This window comes from Acinetobacter sp. Li1LvA2, from assembly GCF_056156705.1.
On record NZ_JBSICF010000005.1, the window covers coordinates 275734 to 295823 of the forward strand.

Consider the following 20090-nt stretch of genomic DNA (forward strand, 5'->3'; position numbering starts at 1 on the left):
TATTATATAACTCAAAATGTTGTTGCCCCAAAAAGCGGTGTTTTATTCTTTTCGCCCGCAATTTCCCTGACGAGTTTAGGAACCAAATACCCCGGTAGGTTCGCTAACACATCACGATATATATCATCTATCTCAGATGGTATTAAATCAAAATGTTGTGCACCTTTTACTTTATCTAAAACATGTAAGTAATAAGGCATAACGCGAGCTTCAAATAAACGATAACTTAAATCAATTAATGTCTGTGCAGAATCATTAACACCTTTAAGCAATACTGCCTGATTAAGTACAGTAATGTGCTCGGCAGATAACTGCAACAATTTTGAACAGGTAAAGTCATCGAGTTCAGAAGCGTGGTTTGAGTGTACCACCAGAATAATACGCAGCCTACTGTTTTTTAATAAAGAAATTAGCTCTTCGTCGATCCGGTTTGGAATCACAATTGGAACTCGTGAATGAATTCTCAGAATCTTAATTTGTTTGAGAGATGATAAACGTTCTAACCAAAGTGCTAATTTACGGTTAGAAAGCGTAAGGGGGTCTCCACCACTTAAAATGATTTCATTAATATTGGGATTCGCTTCAATATAATTTTTAATATTTAGCCAATCATCATTTTTCGGTAAATTTTCTTGGTAGGGAAAATGACGACGGAAACAATAACGACAATGTACCGCACAAGCACCTGTCAAAGTCAGTAAAAAACGTGATTTATATTTATGTAATACACCGGGTAATTGATTTGCTGCTTCTTCGCCCAAAGGGTCCGTTACAAATTCAGGATGTTCTTCAAGTTCTAAATGATGAGGTAAAACCTGTAGCAAAAGCGGGTCAAAAGGGTTTTTAGCGTTCATTTTTCCGACGAACGCGCGAGGAACTCGCAATTTAAACTGTTCAGAAGCCAGAATCGCACCTGATAATAGCTGATCAGAGGATAACTCGAGTAGGCTTAGCAACTCCGACGGATCAGTAATAAGGTCACTCAGTTGTGATTGCCAGTTTTGCTCTTGGTATAAATAGTTTATCATTTGACACGATTAAGATAATGCAACAACGCATTATATCGCATAGTTGACTTGTTAAGTTTGGAGTGTGCCTTTCATGGCCTATTATTCTACAAATGATTTTAAAGCAGGCCTTAAGGTTATGCTTGATGGTAACCCATGTTCAATCATGGAAAACGAATATGTAAAACCAGGTAAAGGTCAAGCGTTCAACCGTGTAAAATTACGTAACCTTAAAACTGGTAAAGTATTAGAAAAAACTTTCAAATCAGGTGACTCTTTAGAAGCTGCTGATATTGTTGAAGTTGAAATGGAATACCTATACAACGATGGTGAAATGTGGAATTTCATGGATCCTGTATCTTTTGAGCAAATCGCTGCAGACAAAACTGCAATGGGTGATGCTGCAAAATGGTTAAAAGACGATTCAAATGAAAAATGTACAATTATGTTGTTCAACGGCGTACCTTTAACTGTAAACCCGCCGAACTTCGTTGTATTAAAAATTGTTGAAACTGATCCAGGTGTACGCGGTGATACATCTGGCGGTGGCGGTAAACCAGCTAAGCTTGAAACAGGTGCGGTTGTTCGTGTTCCGTTATTTGTTCAGCAAGAAGAAAGCGTTCGTGTAGATACTCGTACTGGCGATTATTTAGAGCGTGCATAATAGTTAAAAAATACACTATTATCGAAGGGATGATGTAAATCATCCCTTTTTTTATGCGAAAGTATAAGAGGAAAAAAGAAAAAGGAGGAGTAGAGTCACAGGGATTAAGAGAAACAGTACATAACAATATAAAAATGCTGTAGTTATTTATTGAGAGGTTAAGAATGGACACAATGCAAGCGAAATCTACGCTTCCCTCCAAGCTGGTCTGGAGCCTAGTGGCAATAATAGGTGCAATTTCTTTTGGGATGCTGGCACTCAGTCGTGGTGAACATGTTAATGCGGTTTGGCTTGTACTGGCTGCAGCATGTGTATATAGCATCGCATATCGATTTTATAGTCTATTTATTGCAACTAAAGTATTTGAATTAAACCCAAGACGTTTAACCCCAGCCCACCGTTTAGCCGATGGCCTGGATTATGTTCCCACCAATAAATATGTACTTTTTGGTCACCACTTCGCTGCGATTGCAGGAGCGGGGCCATTAGTCGGGCCAATTTTGGCTGCACAAATGGGTTTTTTACCAGGGACAATCTGGCTACTGGTCGGTGTGGTTGTCGCGGGTGCAGTACAAGACTTTTTAGTTTTATTTATTTCAACGCGTCGAGACGGTCGTTCGCTTGGTGAAATGGCAAAACAAGAATTAGGTTCTTTTGCTGGTATCGTTGTAATGCTTGGTGCGCTTGGAGTAATGATTATTATCCTTGCGGTATTGGCTTTAGTTGTGGTTAAAGCACTTGCCCATAGTCCATGGGGTGTTTTCACGATTGCAGCAACTATTCCAATTGCATTATTTATGGGCGTTTACATGCGTTTTATTCGCCCAGGACGTATTGCTGAAGTTTCGATTATTGGCTTCGTCTTAATGATGCTTGCAATTGTTTACGGTGGAAATGTTGCAGCAGATCCTTACTGGGGTGAGTTTTTCACCTTAACAGGAACACAGCTGACATGGTGCTTAATCATTTATGGTTTTATCGCCTCAGTCTTACCTGTCTGGTTATTGTTAGCGCCACGTGATTATCTATCAACATTCCTTAAAATTGGTGTCATTCTCGGTTTAGCAGTCGGTATTATCATTGCATTACCTGAACTGAAAATGCCAGCAGTGACTCATTTTATTGACGGTACTGGGCCAGTTTTCTCGGGTAGCTTATTCCCATTCTTATTTATTACCATTGCCTGTGGTGCGATTTCTGGTTTCCATGCGCTTGTATCAAGTGGTACAACACCAAAACTCGTCGATAACGAAGCAGATATTCGTGTGATTGGTTATGGCGGTATGCTCATGGAATCATTCGTCGGTATTATGGCGATGATCTGTGCAACTGTCTTAGACCCGGGCGTGTACTTTGCAATTAATGCTCCTGCGGCTGTACTGGGTACAACTGTAGAAACTGCGGCAGAAGCTGTGCGTAATTTAGGCTTTGTTGTTACTCCTGAAATGCTAACTTTGTTGGCTCAAGAAGTGGGTGAAAGCTCAATTCTTTCACGTACAGGTGGTGCGCCTACCTTTGCAATTGGTATGGCACATATCATTTCGGAAATTTTCAATAGCCGTTCAATGATGGCATTCTGGTACCACTTTGCCATTTTATTTGAAGCATTATTCATTTTAACTGCTGTAGATGCGGGTACTCGTGCTTGTCGCTTCATGGTACAAGACACGGTTGGTATTGTTATTCCTGCGGTTAAAGCATCCGGTTCATTCTTTGGTAACTTGGTCGGTACAGCGGTTGCAGTCGGTGGATGGGGCTTCTTCGTCTATCAAGGTGTGATTGATCCACTCGGTGGAGTTAACTCCTTATGGCCTTTATTTGGTGTTGGTAACCAAATGTTGGCTTCAATGGCACTCATTTTGGGTACAGTCATTTTGTTTAAAATGAAAAAAGAAAAATATGTTTGGGTGACCATCATCCCAACAATTTTCTTATTCATCACCTGTATGACTGCGGGTTGGCAAAAGATTTTCCACGAAAATCCTAAGATTGGTTTCTTAGCACAAGCACATAAGTTCTCTGACGCGATTGCTCGTGGTGAAATATTAAAACCAGCTAAAAGTATTGCTGAAATGCAAAACATTGTGATGTCGAATCAGATTAATGCTGCGCTTTGTGGCTTCTTTATGATTGTTTCGATTGTCATGATTATTGCTTCGATTGGTATTGTGCGCCGTGCTTTAGCAAGCCCTAAACCAACTGTAAATGAAGCGCCTGCTGTATATGCTGATCCGGAAGTGGTCACCCCACGAGGAGAGTAATGATGAATTTTAAATTTGCAAAAAATGGAACTGTCATTATTGCGAAAATCATCAAAATGACAGTGCTCTCGCAAAAAGAGCTGTTGCTTTCGCCAAAGAACTGGTCTCGTATTGCGACGCTGTGGCAGCGTTTACAGCAAAGCTTTCGACTGATGGTTGGTGTTCCAGACTACCAAACTTATTTGGAGCACATGAAAGCTCATCATCCTGATTTAACACCAATGGATGCAAAGACTTTCTATCGTCATTGTGTCGATGTGCGCTATCCATCGGCAGGCGGTACTTTGAAGAAATGTCCTTGTTAAGTTGAGCTTAATATTCAGCTAAAAAAAACGGTATGTGGTTAAACCATGTACCGTTTTTCTTTTTTTGGAAATGAAAAAAGGTTGCTTAAAGTCTGCTCATTTGTATTTTTTTCAATTGAAAATCACTTGTTTTGCTTTTGAAAAATGAATATTATGCTTTCCATTCTAGGTGTATAGCTCAGTTGGTTAGAGCGCTACGTTGACATCGTAGAGGTCTCCAGTTCGAGTCTGGATATACCTACCAAAATTTATAAAAGACTTATAAGCAATTTAGTAGCTTATAAGTCTTTTTTTATGCCTGTTTATTGCACTCAGAACTTGGCAGAGTTGGAAATTTTGGCAAAAAATGGCATTATTTTCATACCATTTATGACAAATCTGCGACAACATGAACATATCTTAGTTTGGTCGAGAACAAGATGCATCGCATCAAATTATTGGGCGATAAACTTAGTACAAGAAATTTTGACAATCAGTTGAATTAATTGATTTACAACTGGTACGCGCAGGTTGGCAAGTCGATACTCAGCTTCCCATTTTTGTCATACATACGAAATAGAAATACATATAGAGGCTTAAGTGAACACAGCAATAATTAAACAATGGTTTAATGACTATATTGAATTTGGTGATGGAAAGGGGTGGCGTAAAGATTATGAAAATACCTTCAATAAGGTACAGGAAATAAAACAAAAGCTGAATAATGGTTATAAGTTAAGTGCCCAAAATGATTTTGATTTTTTAAGTGAACTTTTGAAAAATGATGCAAATGGGGTTGCATCTAAAGGACAATCAAATCTCGCAAACGAAGTATTTGATAAGATCATTCAGGATGTGGAATTTCTTAATGTTGTAGAAAAACTTATTCAACAACCTAACGAAGAGACATATAAAGCGTTGAATAGTTATGGTGGTCAATTACTCACTCAGTTGGGTAGTACTCAGCGACCTTTATTATTCAATCGAGCATGTGCTTCATGTACTTTAGATGTTTCAACAATTGTTGATCGGAATAAATTTCATCAATTCGTTGAGTATGTAACAACTCAACAAATCATAGATTTTCCTCAAGAAATCAGAGAGAAAAATTGGTATGTAAAGAATGTATATTTAGTTCAGAAAATTAGAGAGATATTAAAGGTAGAACTTGAATCAGGTCAAACAGATATATTTTGGTTAAATATGTTTTTGTGGGACATATATGCTGAGAAAGTAGCGACAAATTTTAATTCAAAAAATGCAGTCGATTATCTGAATGAGAGATATCCAAATACATATACAAGCACGAAACATATAGCAGCGTTTAAAACATCTCAAGGTCGAGAGTTAGCATTAGATCCTAAAGCAAAAACGCCTGTAATTTTCTGTGATGCAGAACCACCGATAGAACTTAAATTACCAATTAAAAAAGCCTATTTAGAAGCCGATACTCGAAATCATCATTTGTCCACACATGCCAAATCATTGATGCTGGGTAATAAAACGTATTCTATTATTGTGGGTACACTTGATGATTTAGAAAAGCTTTGTGATTGGTATGAACAAAGTGATGATCAGACCACAGCGCTTGAGAAAAAGGTACAGCAATTTTTAACGCTTTGGCCAATTGAAGGTTTAAAGAATTTATCTATACAAGATTATCATCAAGCCCAAAATAAAGACTGTTTCATTGCTCAGATTGACAGTTTTGATCCAACACAAGGTAATCCTACCTTTGCCAATTATTTTGATATCTGGGAGCCAATCAGCTTAGGAAAGGATGATAAATATCATAATGAGAAGCCGTATTCATGGCATAAACGACTAGGGAATGATGCAGGGTTAGCATTTGAAACCCTCAAACAGGAAATACTTGATATTGTAGATGCTGTTCAGCGCCGTGACTTAAACGCAATTGATCAAATTCAGTTTCCTAAAGGTCTCAAATGGATGATTGCATTCTTATATCAAGATTTTAATGATCCTTGCATTATCCCGATTGTAAGTAAGGTCAATTCTAAACGTATTGGTTATGACCACTTATATTCAAAATTACCACTACCAGAGTTTTTACCAATTTTATTGGAAGATCGGGGCGAAAAAGCATTTTTCCCATATGTGGAAAAACTTTTTGCGATGGTCAGAAAAGCCTATTTGGATAACAAACAAAATAAACAGCAAATTGAAGAATTAATGGAAGAAGTCATGGCTCAACAACCTTTAAACCGTATTTTATTTGGTGCTGCAGGTACGGGTAAAACATACAATACTATTAACCATGCTTTAGCAATTTTAGAAGACAAAGATTTAACAGAAATTGAAAAACTAGAAAAGCAACTAGGTGGTAGAACAAGCCTAAAAGACTTGTTTGATAAATATAAAAATGAAGGGCGCATTAAATTTGTCACATTCCACCAAAGTTTTAGCTATGAAGATTTTATAGAAGGGATTCGAGCGGAAACCGATGGCTCGGGGCAGTTACGCTATGAAGTAAAACCAGGTGTATTTAAGGAGGTTTGTGAGGATGCCCAAACAGAAATAGATGCGAACCAAAATAATGTCTTAGCGCCGATTGAAGCGAGTATAAATAGTGCGATTGATAATCTCATTGCTCAAGCTAAAACTGCGGAAAAGAAGTTTTATACTAAACGTGGTGCAGAAATTAAAGTATCAAGTAATTCAGCAGGGACGTTATTTGCTCTTACATCTTCGGGTAGTAATATCCCATTGTCTTTTAGGCATATTCGTAATTACTTGAAAGCACAAAATGAAATTATTGTGGATCAAAAGAGCTATGAATGGGCAATTGCAAAGTCTCTACGTTCAGAAGTTCAATATTCAGATACTAATGAAAAAGTAAAACCTTATGTTCTCATCATCGATGAAATCAACCGAGGCAATATTTCACGTATCTTTGGTGAGCTCATTACTTTAATTGAAGACTCTAAACGTCAAGGTACTGATGAAGAATTATCAGTAACATTGCCATACTCAAAAGAAGAGTTTTCTGTACCAAGTAATGTCTACATCATCGGCACAATGAACTCATCAGATAGATCTTTAACAGGTTTAGATATTGCTTTACGCCGCCGTTTTACCTTCATTGAAATGCCACCGAAGCCAGAGCTATTAAATGATTTAGAAGTAGAGGGTCTAAACATTGGTGAACTATTAAAGGTAATAAACCAACGTATAGAAGTGTTATTAGACCGAGATCATTGTATTGGTCATGCCAACTTTATGAGTTTGAAGAAACAACAAACTCGAGAGCATTTAGTCGCGATATTTAAACAGAAAATTATTCCTCAATTACAAGAATACTTCTTCGATGACTGGGCAAAGATTAATTTAGTATTCTTCAATAATGGTATGGTTGTTGAGGATAAAAACATCAATACGGCAGGATTATTTCCACCGAATACAGAACAGGATATGCATTATTCTGAACAAAAGAAAATTTGGAAAATCAATGATGAAGCATTTAAATCTATAGATGCATTTATTTCTATACTCGGTTCAAAGGTCTAAATCCTTATGCCTGATTTTACTGTCCGAGAATATGCCTTCCTAAGCGTTGCTTACGAAGGTTGTCCAAAGTCTAGCTTGGCACATGCTTATATTCCTGAAAAAGCGTTTGAGCATCTATGTGAGCTTTCGTCATCCTTTTCTAAGCACGGCGCGAAAGTATTTGAACTTGCCGGGCGAAGAAAGCTGAAGCTAGATCAATATGTCGGTGTGATTGAAACGCCGTGTGGTACACGTATAGAAATATTACCGAAGCATGTAGAGCTCAATGGGACAAGTGATCAAGAGATTATTTTAGAAGAACGCAAACTCTTGCAAAAAATGCTGGGTGTATCTTTGCATTTACCTTATAGAGAAGCAGGGAGTGCTAATTTAAATCGTTTTAAACAGCCTTTACATGAATGGATTATTACCCAGTTCCTCGCTGCATTCGAGCGTTTGGTTCAACGTGGTCTACGTTTTGACTATAACCGTGTCCAAGAGGAACAAAAGTTTTTACGCGGGCAATTGCAGTATGTGAAATACATGTGTCAGTCGCCTGCAAAGAAGCATATCTTCCCAATTGAACATTATGTATATGAAGTCAATCGACCTGAGAATAGGTTGATTCGCACAGCCTTGGAGATCATCTGTAAAAAGACTAAAGATGCAAGTAACTGGAAATTAGCTCAAGAATTGCGCTTGATGACGAGTGAAATACCACGAAGCCAAAAGATTCAGCAGGATTTGAGACAATGGCAAACCGGGCGGTTGCTAGCACTATACGCTGAGATCAAACCTTGGACGGAGCTGATTTTAGGTGAATACATGCCTGTATCTACACAAGGTGAATGGCGAGGTATGAGTTTGTTATTTCCTATGGAAAAGCTGTTTGAGCATTTTGTGGCTTATCATTTGCGCCTTGGATTGCCTGAATATCAGATCAAAACACAGCATGCGACGGAACATATTTGTGAGCATGAAACCAGTAAGATATTTAAATTAAAACCTGATATTTTTATTGATCGCTCTCAAGCCAATGCGAAAAGCATTGTTATGGATACCAAGTGGAAGCTGATAGATCAAAATGATCGTGGTGGACGGTATGGTTTAAAAGATAGCGATATTCAGCAGATGTTTGCGTATAGCCACTATTATTTGAAACATGAAAGTGAAGTGATATTGGTTTATCCATACCGAGCAGAAAAGTTCACACGACCTTTGGATGATTTTGACTTTAGGCATACAGATGGTGCAAAACTTCGAGTGGTGCCATTTAACTTAGATGAACCACAAAATTTCAAAATTATTTAAGGTGAAGGCTGTGTGTTAAGTACAATATTTTGTATTTAAAGCCATGTGTTTGATTATTAAGTACAAATTTCTGTACTTAATCATAAATTATGCTGAATTTTTATTATTAAAACAACGTCGCATATTTTGGTAACAGTAAGATGAATGCAATATTCCATAAGGATATCTTGATTAACAAAATAGAATCAATTAGAAATAAGATAATTCATAATGGAGCTTTAGATACGAATCTTAAAGTTTATGAATTAATTGAAGGGAAAAAATGTATAGAAAAATTTATCCTTTTTACAGTTAATAGTAATTATTCTTCAGTTCCAAGAGATTTTAAAGAATACTTTAGAATGTATAAATGATAATATTACTTAGCTCTAAATCTTGTCTTTTTAAGAAAATGTCTATATTTTCTCTGTGAGTACCGAAATCTATACTCGGAGTTAATTTTTCAATATTGTATTTTTATAGTATTTTATTAAAATGTTCGATTGATTTTTCAACTTATTAAATTCATTTTGAATCGTAGATTCTTTAATTTTATAAACCTCACTTAATAATAACCAACTCATTATTTATCCTTACTTTTTAATGATCTAATTTAAAACAAATGTCATTTTGTGTGCTTGACTGCTAAAGGGCAGAGCACTATCCTTTGCCTGCTGGCCACATTGCCAGTCGGTTGTCGCAGACCGTTCCGAAAAAGCATTAAAAGTTAATTCTTTTAGTGACGAACCCTCGTGCCCCCTCTACGGTGGAACGGGAGGGGGACACCTTCGGGTGTGCTGGGTTTTTTCGGCCAGTCTGCGAACCCCCTTTCGTTCTGCCACCATAATTCTATAAATGTCTGGCAGAACTCCTAATAAAAAGGAGTTGGCTTTGCACATTCTTAATTTCTTGGCAGCCTTTGCCAAAAGCTATAACGACACAACTTAAACTTTTAAAGCAGTTTGAATATCTAAAGATTTTCAGGCTTTAAATCATTTCGTCTAAAAACTTAGTTCAACAATAAAACTTGAGATGTGCCAAGCACAGTCTTACGGCTTTGCTATGCCTTTTTTTCTCCCAAAAAAGTATCTCATTTAGAAACAACAAGAATTTATAACGGTAAAATTATGCGAAATTTAGTTCTCCCAACGCGTGCTATAGAAGTTGTTAATACATCAATTCATTTGTTTAACCATCACGGGTTTCATACCGTGGGCATCGACAGAATTGTGAAAGAATCTCAAATTCCAAAAGCGACTTTTTATAACTACTTTCACTCCAAAGAGCGGTTTATTGAAATCTGTTTAACCGTGCAAAAAGAGCGCTTAAAAGAAAAAGTGGTTTCAATTGCTGATGAGGCGAACCGCGCCAACGTAATTGTTCAATTAAAGAAACTTTATTTCTTACATACCGATTTAGAGGGGCTGTACTATTTATTATTTAAAGCCATTTTTGAAACGAAACTGACTTATCCAAAAGCTTATCAAGTCGCAGTGAGATATCGAACATGGCTAATTAATGAGATTTATAGCCAGCTTAGAACACTCAAAACCGATGTAACTTTTCAGGATGCCAAACTCTTTTTATATATGATTGAAGGCGCAATCATTCAGCTTTTAAGCTCGGATGTGTCAATTGAGCAGGAAAGGGTGTTGGATTGTTTTTTTGCGGGGTTGGTTTAATGCAAGTGCCTAAATCAATAATCTCAAAAGCCTAAAAAAATCTTATTTATAATTATTAATAACTGATCTAATTACTTCTTGGACGTCCAGAATTGCTTTGTCTTTTAGAGATGTTTTTCTACATGAAAGAACCATCGGGTAGGTCGGTATCGAAATTGGACATTTTGTATAAATTAGTGAGGGTACAATTTCAGAAATTTTCCTTGCAGCATGGGTGGGAAGTGTACAAACCGATCCTTTCCTTTTTAATAACCAAGGAATGGCTGCAAAATGTGAGGTAGATGCAAATATGTGTCTAGTTTTATTTAATTTTGTTAAATGTTCATCAACTATTCCGATCTGCGCTGTATTAGAAATTAATAGATGTTCAAAGCCTAAAAATTTTTCTAAGGTCAGATCAACAGCATCTTCAGGGTGAGTTACTAAACAAGAATAATCACCTAAAACCATTAATTCTCGGTACAAAGAGTGATAGTAAATTCCACCAGAAGTCACTCCAATATCGACATTATGTTTTACTAACATTTCAGCAATAATATGCATGTATGTCTGTTTAATCACGACTCTATAATGCGGAAATTTTAATCTAACTTGCTCGATAATCTCTTGTGCAAATGCAATTTCAAAATCATCTGACATACCAAGAGTTATAATTCGTTGCTGTAAGGTATTGGCATTATTGGGTAGAGATAGCAGTGTTTCTCTAAAAATATTTAAGGCATTGCTGACTAATGGTTTTAAAGCATGGGCTTTAGTGGTGGGTGCTAGACCTCGACCTGTCCGTTGGAAAAGTGGATCTTGGTAAATGTCTCTGAGTCGTCTTAAAGATGCACTGACCGCAGATTGAGTAATTCCTAAACGTTCCGCTGCACGTGAAGCATTCTGTTCTTCATATAGGACTTCAAAGCACTTCAAAAGATTTAAGTCGATTTGTGCGATATTAATTTCATTCATATCTGATAGTGCCTAAATCCTATTCCATAAAGATGGTGATTATATAACAATGAATTCAGACGTAAGGAATGGAACTTATATGGAAGGTTATAGATAAGCTTCTAACATTACGTGATGCTTTATCAAAAGATATCAATTTTAGTGAAAAGGTATTGATATCATTATTGATTTTTAACCTGATCTAGGAAGTAGGATTGTTCAGGTTTATTTGGAAAAATATGATTAAGGACTGATTCTATGACAGATTATCTTTTAAATCTAGCTTTTCGATGAGTTAAACACTCTAGACAATTGAACCCCCCGTTAACTTTAAATCTAAACACATATGAATGTTGTTTATAGGGGATTCGTTTGCCAAAAAATGCAGGGATGTGTTCAAGCACAAGCATTTTAAAGTTTCGATATAGGAATTCGACATGTTAAAAAAACTACATGTGCAGGTAATTATTGCAATTATTGCTGCCATTATTTTGGGTTTAGTCTCCCCTGAATGGGCAAAGGCAATGAAGCCATTAGGTCAAGCATTTATTGCTTTACTAAAAATGCTTTTAGCTCCTTTGATTTTTCTTACCTTGGTTCATGGTTTAACTCATATTAAAGATATGAAAAAGCTGGGCCGTTTGGGTGTTAAGTCGCTTATTTATTTTGAAGTACTAACAACTGTAGCAATGCTGATTGGCTTTGTGTTTGTCAATGTGTTGCAACCTGGGTTAGGTCTTCATGCAACCGACTTAGCTGAACCTGATGCAGCAAAGGGCTCAGCAACGCTTTCCGCCGTTGATTTCTTCTTAAATATGATTCCCCATACCATCGTAGATGCTTTTGCGACTGGAAACGTATTACAAGTTTTGGTTGTTTCAATTTTAGCGGGTATGGCTATCAATTTATGTTGTGGCCCAGACTCCGTCATTGTTAAAGGAATTGATGAAGCACAAACCATTTTGTTCAAGATGCTCGGCTTTATCATGAAACTTGCTCCACTCGGTGCCTTTGGTGCGATGTCGGCTGCAATTGGTAGTTACGGCGGTGAAACACTTATTTATTTAATGAAATTAATTGGTGTTTTCTACGCAGCATGCTTCTTCTTTATCGTATTTGCGCTTGGCACAGTTACGTGGATTATTGGTCTACCTTTCCTCACCATTCTAAAAGTGATTCGTGACGAAATACTTTTAGTATTCGGTACAGCATCTGGTGAAGTTGCCTTTCCAAAATTAATTGAAAAACTCAAAAAAACGGGTTGTGACGAAGCTGTTGTCGGGTTCGTATTACCTACAGGTTATAGCTTTAACTTAGATGGAACAGCTTTATATATGGCAATTGCTGTGGGCTTTATTGCACAAGCAACTGACACGCCTTTGAGCTTAATCGATCAACTGGTTCTATTAGCAATTTTAAGCTTTACCTCGAAAGGTGGAACTACTGTTGCTGGCGGTGCCTTTATTAAGTTGGCGGCGACTTTACAGTCTGTAAAAACTTTACCCTTAGGTGGTTTGGGACTTTTGTTTGGTGTTGACCGAATTATGGCAACCATCATGGCAATTACCAACATTATTGGAAACACGCTTGCGGTCTATGCAGTCGCTCGTTGGGAAAATGCTTTCGATGCTGATGCCTTTGAAAAACAAACAGGGAAAAGACCTAAACGTAGTTTGCTACGGGCGAAAGATTCTTTGGTAGAGACACCATTAGCTTCTGATTCAAATCAATCAAGTTAAGTTTTAGATAAATCTCATTAATTATCTCAACTTCTTATATCGAGAATAGACATGCGTTTAAAAGCTATAGACCCAGAACATTTAAGTGCTGAACAACAGGTTGTATTCGATGCAATTGCAAGCGGTCCACGTAAAGGTGTGCGAGGTCCTTTAGCAATCTGGTTGCATCATCCGAAGTTAGCCAATTTGGCACAAAGTCTTGGTCAATATTGTCGATACGATAGCTGTTTAGAGCCACGTTTGAGTGAATTAGCCATCTTACTAATGGGTAGACACTGGATCGCTGAATATGAATGGGCTGCTCATAAACCTTATGCAATTGAAGCAGGTCTAAGTACAGACGTCATTGAAGCAATTCGCTTAGGTGAGCAACCCGTATTTATTCATAAAGACGAACAATTAATTTATCAGTTCATTTGTGAGCTTCATGAAACTAAAAGAGTTTCTGAGCAGACCTATAGAGAAATAGAGCAATTACTTGGAACAGATACATTAATCGATTTAGTCGCGATAGCAGGTTATTACACTCTGATTTCTATGACGATTAATGTTTTCGAAGTTCCACCCCCAGCAGGTGTAACTCCTGAATTACCAACCCCAGAAGCAGGAATTTAATATGTTTGATGAAATTAATCCTCAAGATCGTTTGAAAGATAAAGTTGCAATCATTACGGGTGCAGGTTGTGTTGGTCCGGGTTGGGGAAATGGTCGTGCAGCGGCAGTACTTTTTGCAAAAGCAGGAGCAAAAATTTTTGCTGTAGATCGTTCGATTGATGCAATGCAAGAGACTTTAAATCGTATTCAAAACTTCGATGGTGAAGTGACACCTTTTGCATGTGATGTGACTGATAGTGAATCAGTTCAAACCATGGTTGAAGCCTGTGTAGAGAAATATGGTCGTGTCGATATTTTAGTGAATAACGTGGGTGGTTCTGCCGCTGGCGGAGCTGTCGCGTTATCAGAAGAGGCATGGAATAAACAGCTCGACTTAAATTTAAAAAGTGTCTTTTTAACTTGTAAACACACCATTCCATATATGGAGCAACAAGGTGGTGGTTCGATTGTAAATACGGCTTCAACTTCTGGAATCCGTTTTACAGGCGCTCCACAAGTTGCCTATGCCGCAAGTAAAGCCGCGATTATTCAATTATCAAAAGTGACTGCTGTCGAATATGCCCCTAAAGGAATACGTGTAAACACTGTCTTGCCGGGTCAATTACATACCCCGATGGTTGAGGTCCGTTTAGCAGGGCAACGTACAGGCGGTGATGTCGATCAATTGCTTGAAAGCCGTTTAAAGCGAATTCCTGCGGGTTTTATGGGAGATGGTCGTGATACAGCTTTTGCTGCTCTGTTTCTTGCAAGTGATGAAGCGCGTTTTGTTACTGGAACAGAAATTGTGGTCGATGGCGGAATGACTGCACGTTGTGATTAAGGTGAATTCTGAGTAACTCCAAATATGTGAGGTACATGGAATATTTGTTGAACCTAATAAGATTTGTTTAGGAAGTACTATGTCATTTAATTTGCCAAAAGGTTCATGGGATTGCCATTTTCATATATATGGGCCTTTTGATCGCTTTCCGTTACCTGAAGATGCTGCATATCACCCTGAACCAGCAACCTTTAAACAGATGCTTGAGTTACATAAAAGTTTAGGAATTGAACACGGTGTTTTTGTTCAAGCTGTTGCCTATGGTTCAGATAATTTCATCATTTTAGATGCGATTGAACAAAGTAACTTTAATTATCGAGGAATTGCTTTAGTAGATCACGATATTAAGGATCAAAAACTCATTGAATTAAAGCACGGTGGAATTTGTGGTATTCGCTTTAACATGATGGGTCATTTGCCGGGAAGCCATGATCCGCAAGCATTACGTGGTTTGGTTGAACGAGTTGCAAAGCTCGGATTGCATATTCAGATACACGGAAAAATTGAGGATATCTTCCCAGCGATTGATGCTTGGCAAGACATAGATGTCGATATTGTGATTGATCACATGGCACGACCTAATTTGCTTGATTCGCAAGATGCAGAAAACACTTTTAATAAGTTGCAACAAGTCATGATGAATCCGAAGCGTTGGCTAAAAATTTCCGGAATTGATCGTGCAATGAATGGACAGCCTGCTAACACTTGGGATGCTTCACTGAATTGGGTTCAGAAGTTAATCAAACTTGCACCAAGCCGAGTGGTGTGGGGAACAGATTGGCCTCATCCAAATGTAAAAGGTGAGGTTCCTAATGATGATGAGCTTTTAAAGTTTGCATTAAAAGCACTCGATACGCCTGAATTAATACAAGCCGTATTTGTCGATAATCCACGAAATTTATATTTCAAAGAAAATTAATGTTTTAAAACCAATGAAGTATTCATTGACTGAATACTTCTTCATTTAAAAGGAAGTAAAAATGAGTTTAAAAAAACTAGTCTCAGGAATGGGCTTATCAATTGCCATGGTCGTGCCAGCACATGCAGCTCAATTAAATGTTATTGCCTCTGGTTCCTTTCATGGTGCGATGGACACTCTTATTCCTATGTATGAAAAATTAACTGGAAATACGGTTCATATTGAATGGGGACCATCGGCCGGAAAGTCTCCTGAATCATTACCAATGCGAATTAAAAACAATGAAAAAATGGACTTGGCTATTATTTTGGATGATGCACTTAAATCTAATGAATTAAGTCAAAATTTTGACTTATCTAGTCGTACTGAATTGGCAAATTCAAAAATTGGTCTAGCGGTAAGTAAAGGCACTAAAGTACCGCCGTTAAAAAATGAATCTGACCTAAAGGCAACCTTATTGTCTGCTCAAAAAGTTGCCTACTCTCAAGGTTCAAGTGGTGTCTATATTCGTTCAACACTATTTAAAAAATTGAATATTGAACAAGAAATGCAAACAAAGGGGCTTGAGGTTCCGGGTAAAAAACTGGTCGGAGAAGTGTTAGCAGAACATCAGGCTGATGTAGGAATGCAGCAGATTAGTGAACTTAAACATACTAAAGGAATCACCTTTGTTGGTCCTTTACCTGAAAGTTTGCAATACGTTAGTAAGTTTTCATCGGTTATTTCAAAAAAAGCTGAACATCCTGAAATCGCAGCTCAATTTGTACAATTTTTAAAATCTAAACAAGCAGCAAGTATTTTGACCAACAGTGGTTTAGAACCAATTGGCAAGTGAGGAATCACCATGAAGAAATACTTAACTGCAATTTTATCGACATCATTGAGTCTCGCTGGATGCTCAAGTCTTGATAGGGTTGAATCTAATATGGATCAAGCAAATTTAATTTCAAATTTCTCTGTTCATAAAAAGCAGATCCAACAAGGTGATGTCTCAATTGAGTTCTATGTACAAGGGACGGGCCCTGTAATTGTATTACTTCCTTCATTAAGTCGTGGCGCTAGAGATTTTGATGTTGTTGCAGATTATCTTGCAAAATCAGGCTTTAAAGTAATACGTCCTGAACCTAGAGGTATCAATGGCAGTACAGGACCTTTAGAGAATTTAACTCTCCATGATTTTGCTGCTGACGTTGCTTTAGTTTTAGATGCTGAAAAAACTGGACCAGTGATAGTCGTTGGACATGCATGGGGAAGTCAGCCTGCACGTATGCTTGCTGCTGATCGACCAGATCTGGTTCGCGGTATTGTCATGGCCGCTGCTTCAGCAGGTAAGTTACCAAAAGATTCAACTGAAAAACCGTATGGGCGTTTACGAGATGCAATTGATAACGCAGGGAATTATAAGCTTCCTCAAGAACAACGTATCACATATCTAAAACAAGCTTTCTTCGCACCTATGAATGATCCACATGTGTGGTTAAACGGTTGGTATGAAAAAAACCATGCTGCTGAAGCTCATGCACGAATTGTAACGCCAATTGATGAGTATTTTTCAGGTGGAAAAACGGTTCCAATCCTTGATTTACAAGGAGAGTACGATGCCGTTGTCGTCAAAAATGTAATGAAAGAGTATTTGCCTGAACGAGTTGTTGAGCAGGTCATCAAAAATGCAGGTCATGCGATGGTACCAGAACAACCAGAAGCGATGGCAAATGCGATAGCCAAATTTTCCAAACAAGTTTATTCAGCCAATTAGTTGACTTAAATCTGCTTATTTAATTTTTAAACCACAATCATCTAAAACATGGAGTTGATTAAGATGAACAAAACCTTAGCTATTTTATCTACAGCAATATTATTAGCCACAGCAACGATTACGGAAGCAAAGCAAACAAACATTTCACCAGCAACGCATACGGTAGCTGCCTCTAAGGTAAGCAATGTGCCTTATGAGATGGTGAAGTATGGTGATGTCTCTATTCAAGCTTATGTACAAGGTAAGGGGCCAACCATTGTGATTATGTCGTCACTAGGGCGTTCTGTACGTGACTATGACGTAGTTGCACAAGATTTAGTCAAACAAGGCTTTAGAGTGATTCGACCAGAAGTTCGTGGAATTGGTTTAAGCCGCGGTCCAATGGAAAAATTGCATATTCAAGACTATGGAAATGACGTTGCAGCAGTGATCGAACATTTTAAAGCTGGACCTGCAATTGTAGTCGGTCATGCATGGGGCAATTTCCCAACCCGTATGGTCGCAACGCAACGTCCAGATTTGGTTAAAGGGGTGGTGTTAGCAGGTGCTTCCGCAGGTAAAGTGCCAGAGGGATATAAAGGTAAACCAATTGGCCCTGAAATTCGTGAGGCGATTGATAATGCTGGAAATGAAGAGCTTCCAGAAGCTAAGCGTATTGAATATTTAAAACGTGCATTCTTTGCACCTATGAATGATCCGCGCGTATGGCTAACTGGTTGGCACCATGAAGCACACGATGCACAAGGTTATGCGCGTAATAACACTCCTGTAGATGACTATTTTGCTGCTGGTAAAGCACCTATTTTAGATATTCAACCAGAATATGACACAGTTGCGCCTAAACCTTTAAGAGGTGTTTTAAAAGGTGCTTTAGGTGATCGAGTGACGATAGTCGAAATTAAAAATGCAGGTCATGCCCTAGTTCCAGAGCAACCGAAAGCTTTAGCGGATGCCATTGGTAAATTTGCTAAACAACAATTCGCGAAAAAATCATAGTTGTTCCTTAAAGAAACGGACGTTCAAGAACGTTCGTTTCTAATCGATTTTGCGCATTACGGCTTTAAGAGACTTTTCCATATGATTGACAAAAGTAAGTCCTCACTTAGCGAGGTACTATCGCAGATTAAAGATGGTGCAACCATTCTGATTGGTGGTTTTGGTACCGCAGGACAACCCGCTGAACTCATTGATGGACTGATTGAACTGGGTATTAAAGATTTAACAATTGTCAGCAATAACGCAGGTAATGGCGATTACGGTCTGGCGAAACTGCTTAAAGCCGGTTCAGTTAAAAAAGTGATTTGCTCTTTCCCACGTCAGGCAGACTCTTATGTGTTTGATGAACTGTACCGTGCCGGAAAGGTCGAGCTTGAAGTGGTACCACAAGGTAATCTGGCTTGCCGTATTCAGGCAGCAGGTATGGGATTAGGCGCTGTGTTTACCCCAACAGGTTTTGGAACACTATTGGCTGAAGGCAAAGAAACCCGAGAGATTGATGGGAAAGATTACGTACTCGAATATCCGATCAAGGCTGACTTTGCCTTGATTAAAGCCTACAAAGGCGACCGCTGGGGCAATCTGGTTTACCGTAAATCTGCACGTAACTTTGGCCCGATTATGGCCATGGCTGCGGATGTCACGATTGTTCAGGTTTCTGAAGTTGTAGAACTGGGTGGATTAGATCCGGAACACATCATCACCCCAGGTATCTTTGTACAGCACGTTGTACAAGTCGCACCCGCACAGTAAGCAATAAGGAGAAATAACATGTGCTACCAGAAACTCAGCCGTGACCAGATTGCAAAACGTGTGGCACAAGACATTCCAGATGGTGCCTATGTAAACCTGGGGATTGGCTTACCGACCAAGATCGCGAGTTACTTACCTGCTGACAAAGACATTTTCCTTCATTCCGAAAATGGCTTGTTAGCCTTTGGCCCACCACCAGCGGCAGGTGAAGAAGACCCTGAACTGATTAATGCGGGCAAAGAGTTTGTGACCATGCTTGAGGGCGGCAGCTTTTTTCATCATGGTGACTCATTTGCCATGATGCGTGGAGGTCACCTTGATATTGCCGTGCTTGGCGCATTTCAGGTTGCAGCCAATGGTGACTTGGCCAACTGGCACACCGGTGCACCGGACGCAATTCCTGCCGTGGGAGGTGCGATGGATTTAGCTGTAGGTGCCAAGAAAGTCTTTATCACTACAGACCATGTAACCAAGCAAGGTGAGCCGAAGATTGTCGCTGAGCTGAGCTATCCGGTAACAGGCAAACGATGTGTTGACCGTATTTACACGGATCTTTGCGTGATTGACGTGACCCAAGATGGTTTAAAGGTGCTTGAGAAAGTTGAAGGTCTGAGCTTTGAGGAGTTACAGGCTTTAACGGGTGCAACTTTGATTGATGCGACTCAAGGGTAAGGAATTAGGGAAATGACATTAAAAAACGCTTATATCATCGATGCCATCCGTACCCCATTTGGCCGTTATGCGGGTGGCCTTGCACCTGTCCGTGCCGATGACCTTGGTGCTTTGCCTATTAAAGCCTTGATCCAGCGTAACCCAAATGTAGATTGGGAACAGGTCGATGATGTGATCTATGGCTGTGCCAAC

The 20090-nt window shown here is 38.6% G+C and carries 18 protein-coding genes and 1 tRNA gene; 17 read left to right on the plus strand and 2 right to left on the minus strand.

Features of this window, described 5'->3' with window-relative positions:
• Positions 1-11 precede the first annotated feature (11 nt).
• Complete coding sequence (gene epmB, locus ACS604_RS12485) at positions 12-1028, minus strand: EF-P beta-lysylation protein EpmB (RefSeq protein ID WP_474771892.1); 1017 nt, start codon at positions 1026-1028, stop codon at positions 12-14.
• Positions 1029-1101: 73 nt separating this feature from the next.
• Here epmB and efp point away from each other — a divergent pair, with 73 nt between their 5' ends.
• The 7 genes from efp (at position 1102) to ACS604_RS12520 (ending at position 10695) form a co-directional block, all read left to right on the plus strand.
• The gene (gene efp, locus ACS604_RS12490) at positions 1102-1671 is read left to right on the plus strand and encodes an elongation factor P (protein WP_004790907.1); all 570 of its coding nucleotides are present in this window, start codon (positions 1102-1104) and stop codon (positions 1669-1671) included.
• A 164-nt stretch (positions 1672-1835) separates the two neighbouring features.
• Complete coding sequence (locus ACS604_RS12495; protein ID WP_004790908.1) at positions 1836-3932, plus strand: carbon starvation CstA family protein; 2097 nt, start codon at positions 1836-1838, stop codon at positions 3930-3932.
• Positions 3932-4237, plus strand: a complete 306-nt coding sequence (locus tag ACS604_RS12500; protein WP_151964121.1) for a YbdD/YjiX family protein — start codon at positions 3932-3934, stop codon at positions 4235-4237. Before ACS604_RS12495 ends, ACS604_RS12500 begins: the two co-directional genes overlap by 1 nt.
• A gap of 167 nt (positions 4238-4404) precedes the next feature.
• A tRNA-Val gene (locus ACS604_RS12505) sits at positions 4405-4481 on the plus strand.
• 335 nt (positions 4482-4816) lie between these two features.
• Positions 4817-7744 carry an McrB family protein gene (locus ACS604_RS12510; RefSeq protein ID WP_474771893.1) on the plus strand — a complete coding sequence of 976 codons (2928 nt, stop codon included), beginning with the start codon at positions 4817-4819 and terminating at the stop codon, positions 7742-7744.
• A gap of 6 nt (positions 7745-7750) precedes the next feature.
• Positions 7751-9034 (plus strand): 5-methylcytosine restriction system specificity protein McrC, encoded by a 1284-nt coding sequence (locus ACS604_RS12515; protein ID WP_312820976.1) that lies wholly within the window; start codon positions 7751-7753, stop codon positions 9032-9034.
• A 1106-nt stretch (positions 9035-10140) separates the two neighbouring features.
• Positions 10141-10695: a TetR/AcrR family transcriptional regulator gene (locus tag ACS604_RS12520; protein WP_474771894.1), complete on the plus strand. Its 555-nt coding sequence runs from the start codon at positions 10141-10143 to the stop codon at positions 10693-10695.
• 42 nt (positions 10696-10737) lie between these two features.
• On the opposite strand, the gene ACS604_RS12525 is transcribed toward ACS604_RS12520, so the two are convergent.
• Positions 10738-11649, minus strand: coding sequence for a LysR family transcriptional regulator (locus tag ACS604_RS12525; RefSeq protein ID WP_312820972.1), 912 nt, complete (start codon positions 11647-11649; stop codon positions 10738-10740).
• Between the two features lie 416 nt (positions 11650-12065).
• Between ACS604_RS12525 and ACS604_RS12530 the strand changes: the two genes are divergently transcribed.
• The 10 genes from ACS604_RS12530 to ACS604_RS12575 form a co-directional block, all read left to right on the plus strand.
• Complete coding sequence (locus tag ACS604_RS12530) at positions 12066-13367, plus strand: cation:dicarboxylate symporter family transporter (RefSeq protein WP_125698737.1); 1302 nt, start codon at positions 12066-12068, stop codon at positions 13365-13367.
• Between the two features lie 51 nt (positions 13368-13418).
• Positions 13419-13982, plus strand: a complete 564-nt coding sequence (locus tag ACS604_RS12535) for a carboxymuconolactone decarboxylase family protein (RefSeq protein WP_440203448.1) — start codon at positions 13419-13421, stop codon at positions 13980-13982.
• A 1-nt stretch (position 13983) separates the two neighbouring features.
• Positions 13984-14802, plus strand: a complete 819-nt coding sequence (locus tag ACS604_RS12540; RefSeq protein WP_100192786.1) for an SDR family NAD(P)-dependent oxidoreductase — start codon at positions 13984-13986, stop codon at positions 14800-14802.
• 79 nt (positions 14803-14881) lie between these two features.
• Complete coding sequence (locus tag ACS604_RS12545; RefSeq protein ID WP_440203449.1) at positions 14882-15721, plus strand: amidohydrolase family protein; 840 nt, start codon at positions 14882-14884, stop codon at positions 15719-15721.
• Positions 15722-15782: 61 nt separating this feature from the next.
• The gene (locus tag ACS604_RS12550) at positions 15783-16556 is read left to right on the plus strand and encodes a substrate-binding domain-containing protein (protein WP_440203450.1); all 774 of its coding nucleotides are present in this window, start codon (positions 15783-15785) and stop codon (positions 16554-16556) included.
• 9 nt (positions 16557-16565) lie between these two features.
• Positions 16566-17477: an alpha/beta fold hydrolase gene (locus ACS604_RS12555; RefSeq protein ID WP_312820958.1), complete on the plus strand. Its 912-nt coding sequence runs from the start codon at positions 16566-16568 to the stop codon at positions 17475-17477.
• A gap of 63 nt (positions 17478-17540) precedes the next feature.
• On the plus strand, positions 17541-18473 hold the full coding sequence (locus ACS604_RS12560; RefSeq protein ID WP_174759030.1) for an alpha/beta fold hydrolase: 933 nt from the start codon (positions 17541-17543) through the stop codon (positions 18471-18473).
• 81 nt (positions 18474-18554) lie between these two features.
• A complete protein-coding gene (locus ACS604_RS12565) occupies positions 18555-19226 on the plus strand; it encodes a 3-oxoacid CoA-transferase subunit A (protein ID WP_474771895.1) in 672 nt (223 codons plus the stop codon).
• Positions 19227-19244: 18 nt separating this feature from the next.
• Positions 19245-19898, plus strand: coding sequence for a 3-oxoacid CoA-transferase subunit B (locus ACS604_RS12570; protein ID WP_474771896.1), 654 nt, complete (start codon positions 19245-19247; stop codon positions 19896-19898).
• A 12-nt stretch (positions 19899-19910) separates the two neighbouring features.
• On the plus strand, positions 19911-20090 hold a 180-nt coding region (locus ACS604_RS12575), incomplete at its 3' end, for a thiolase family protein (RefSeq protein ID WP_474771897.1).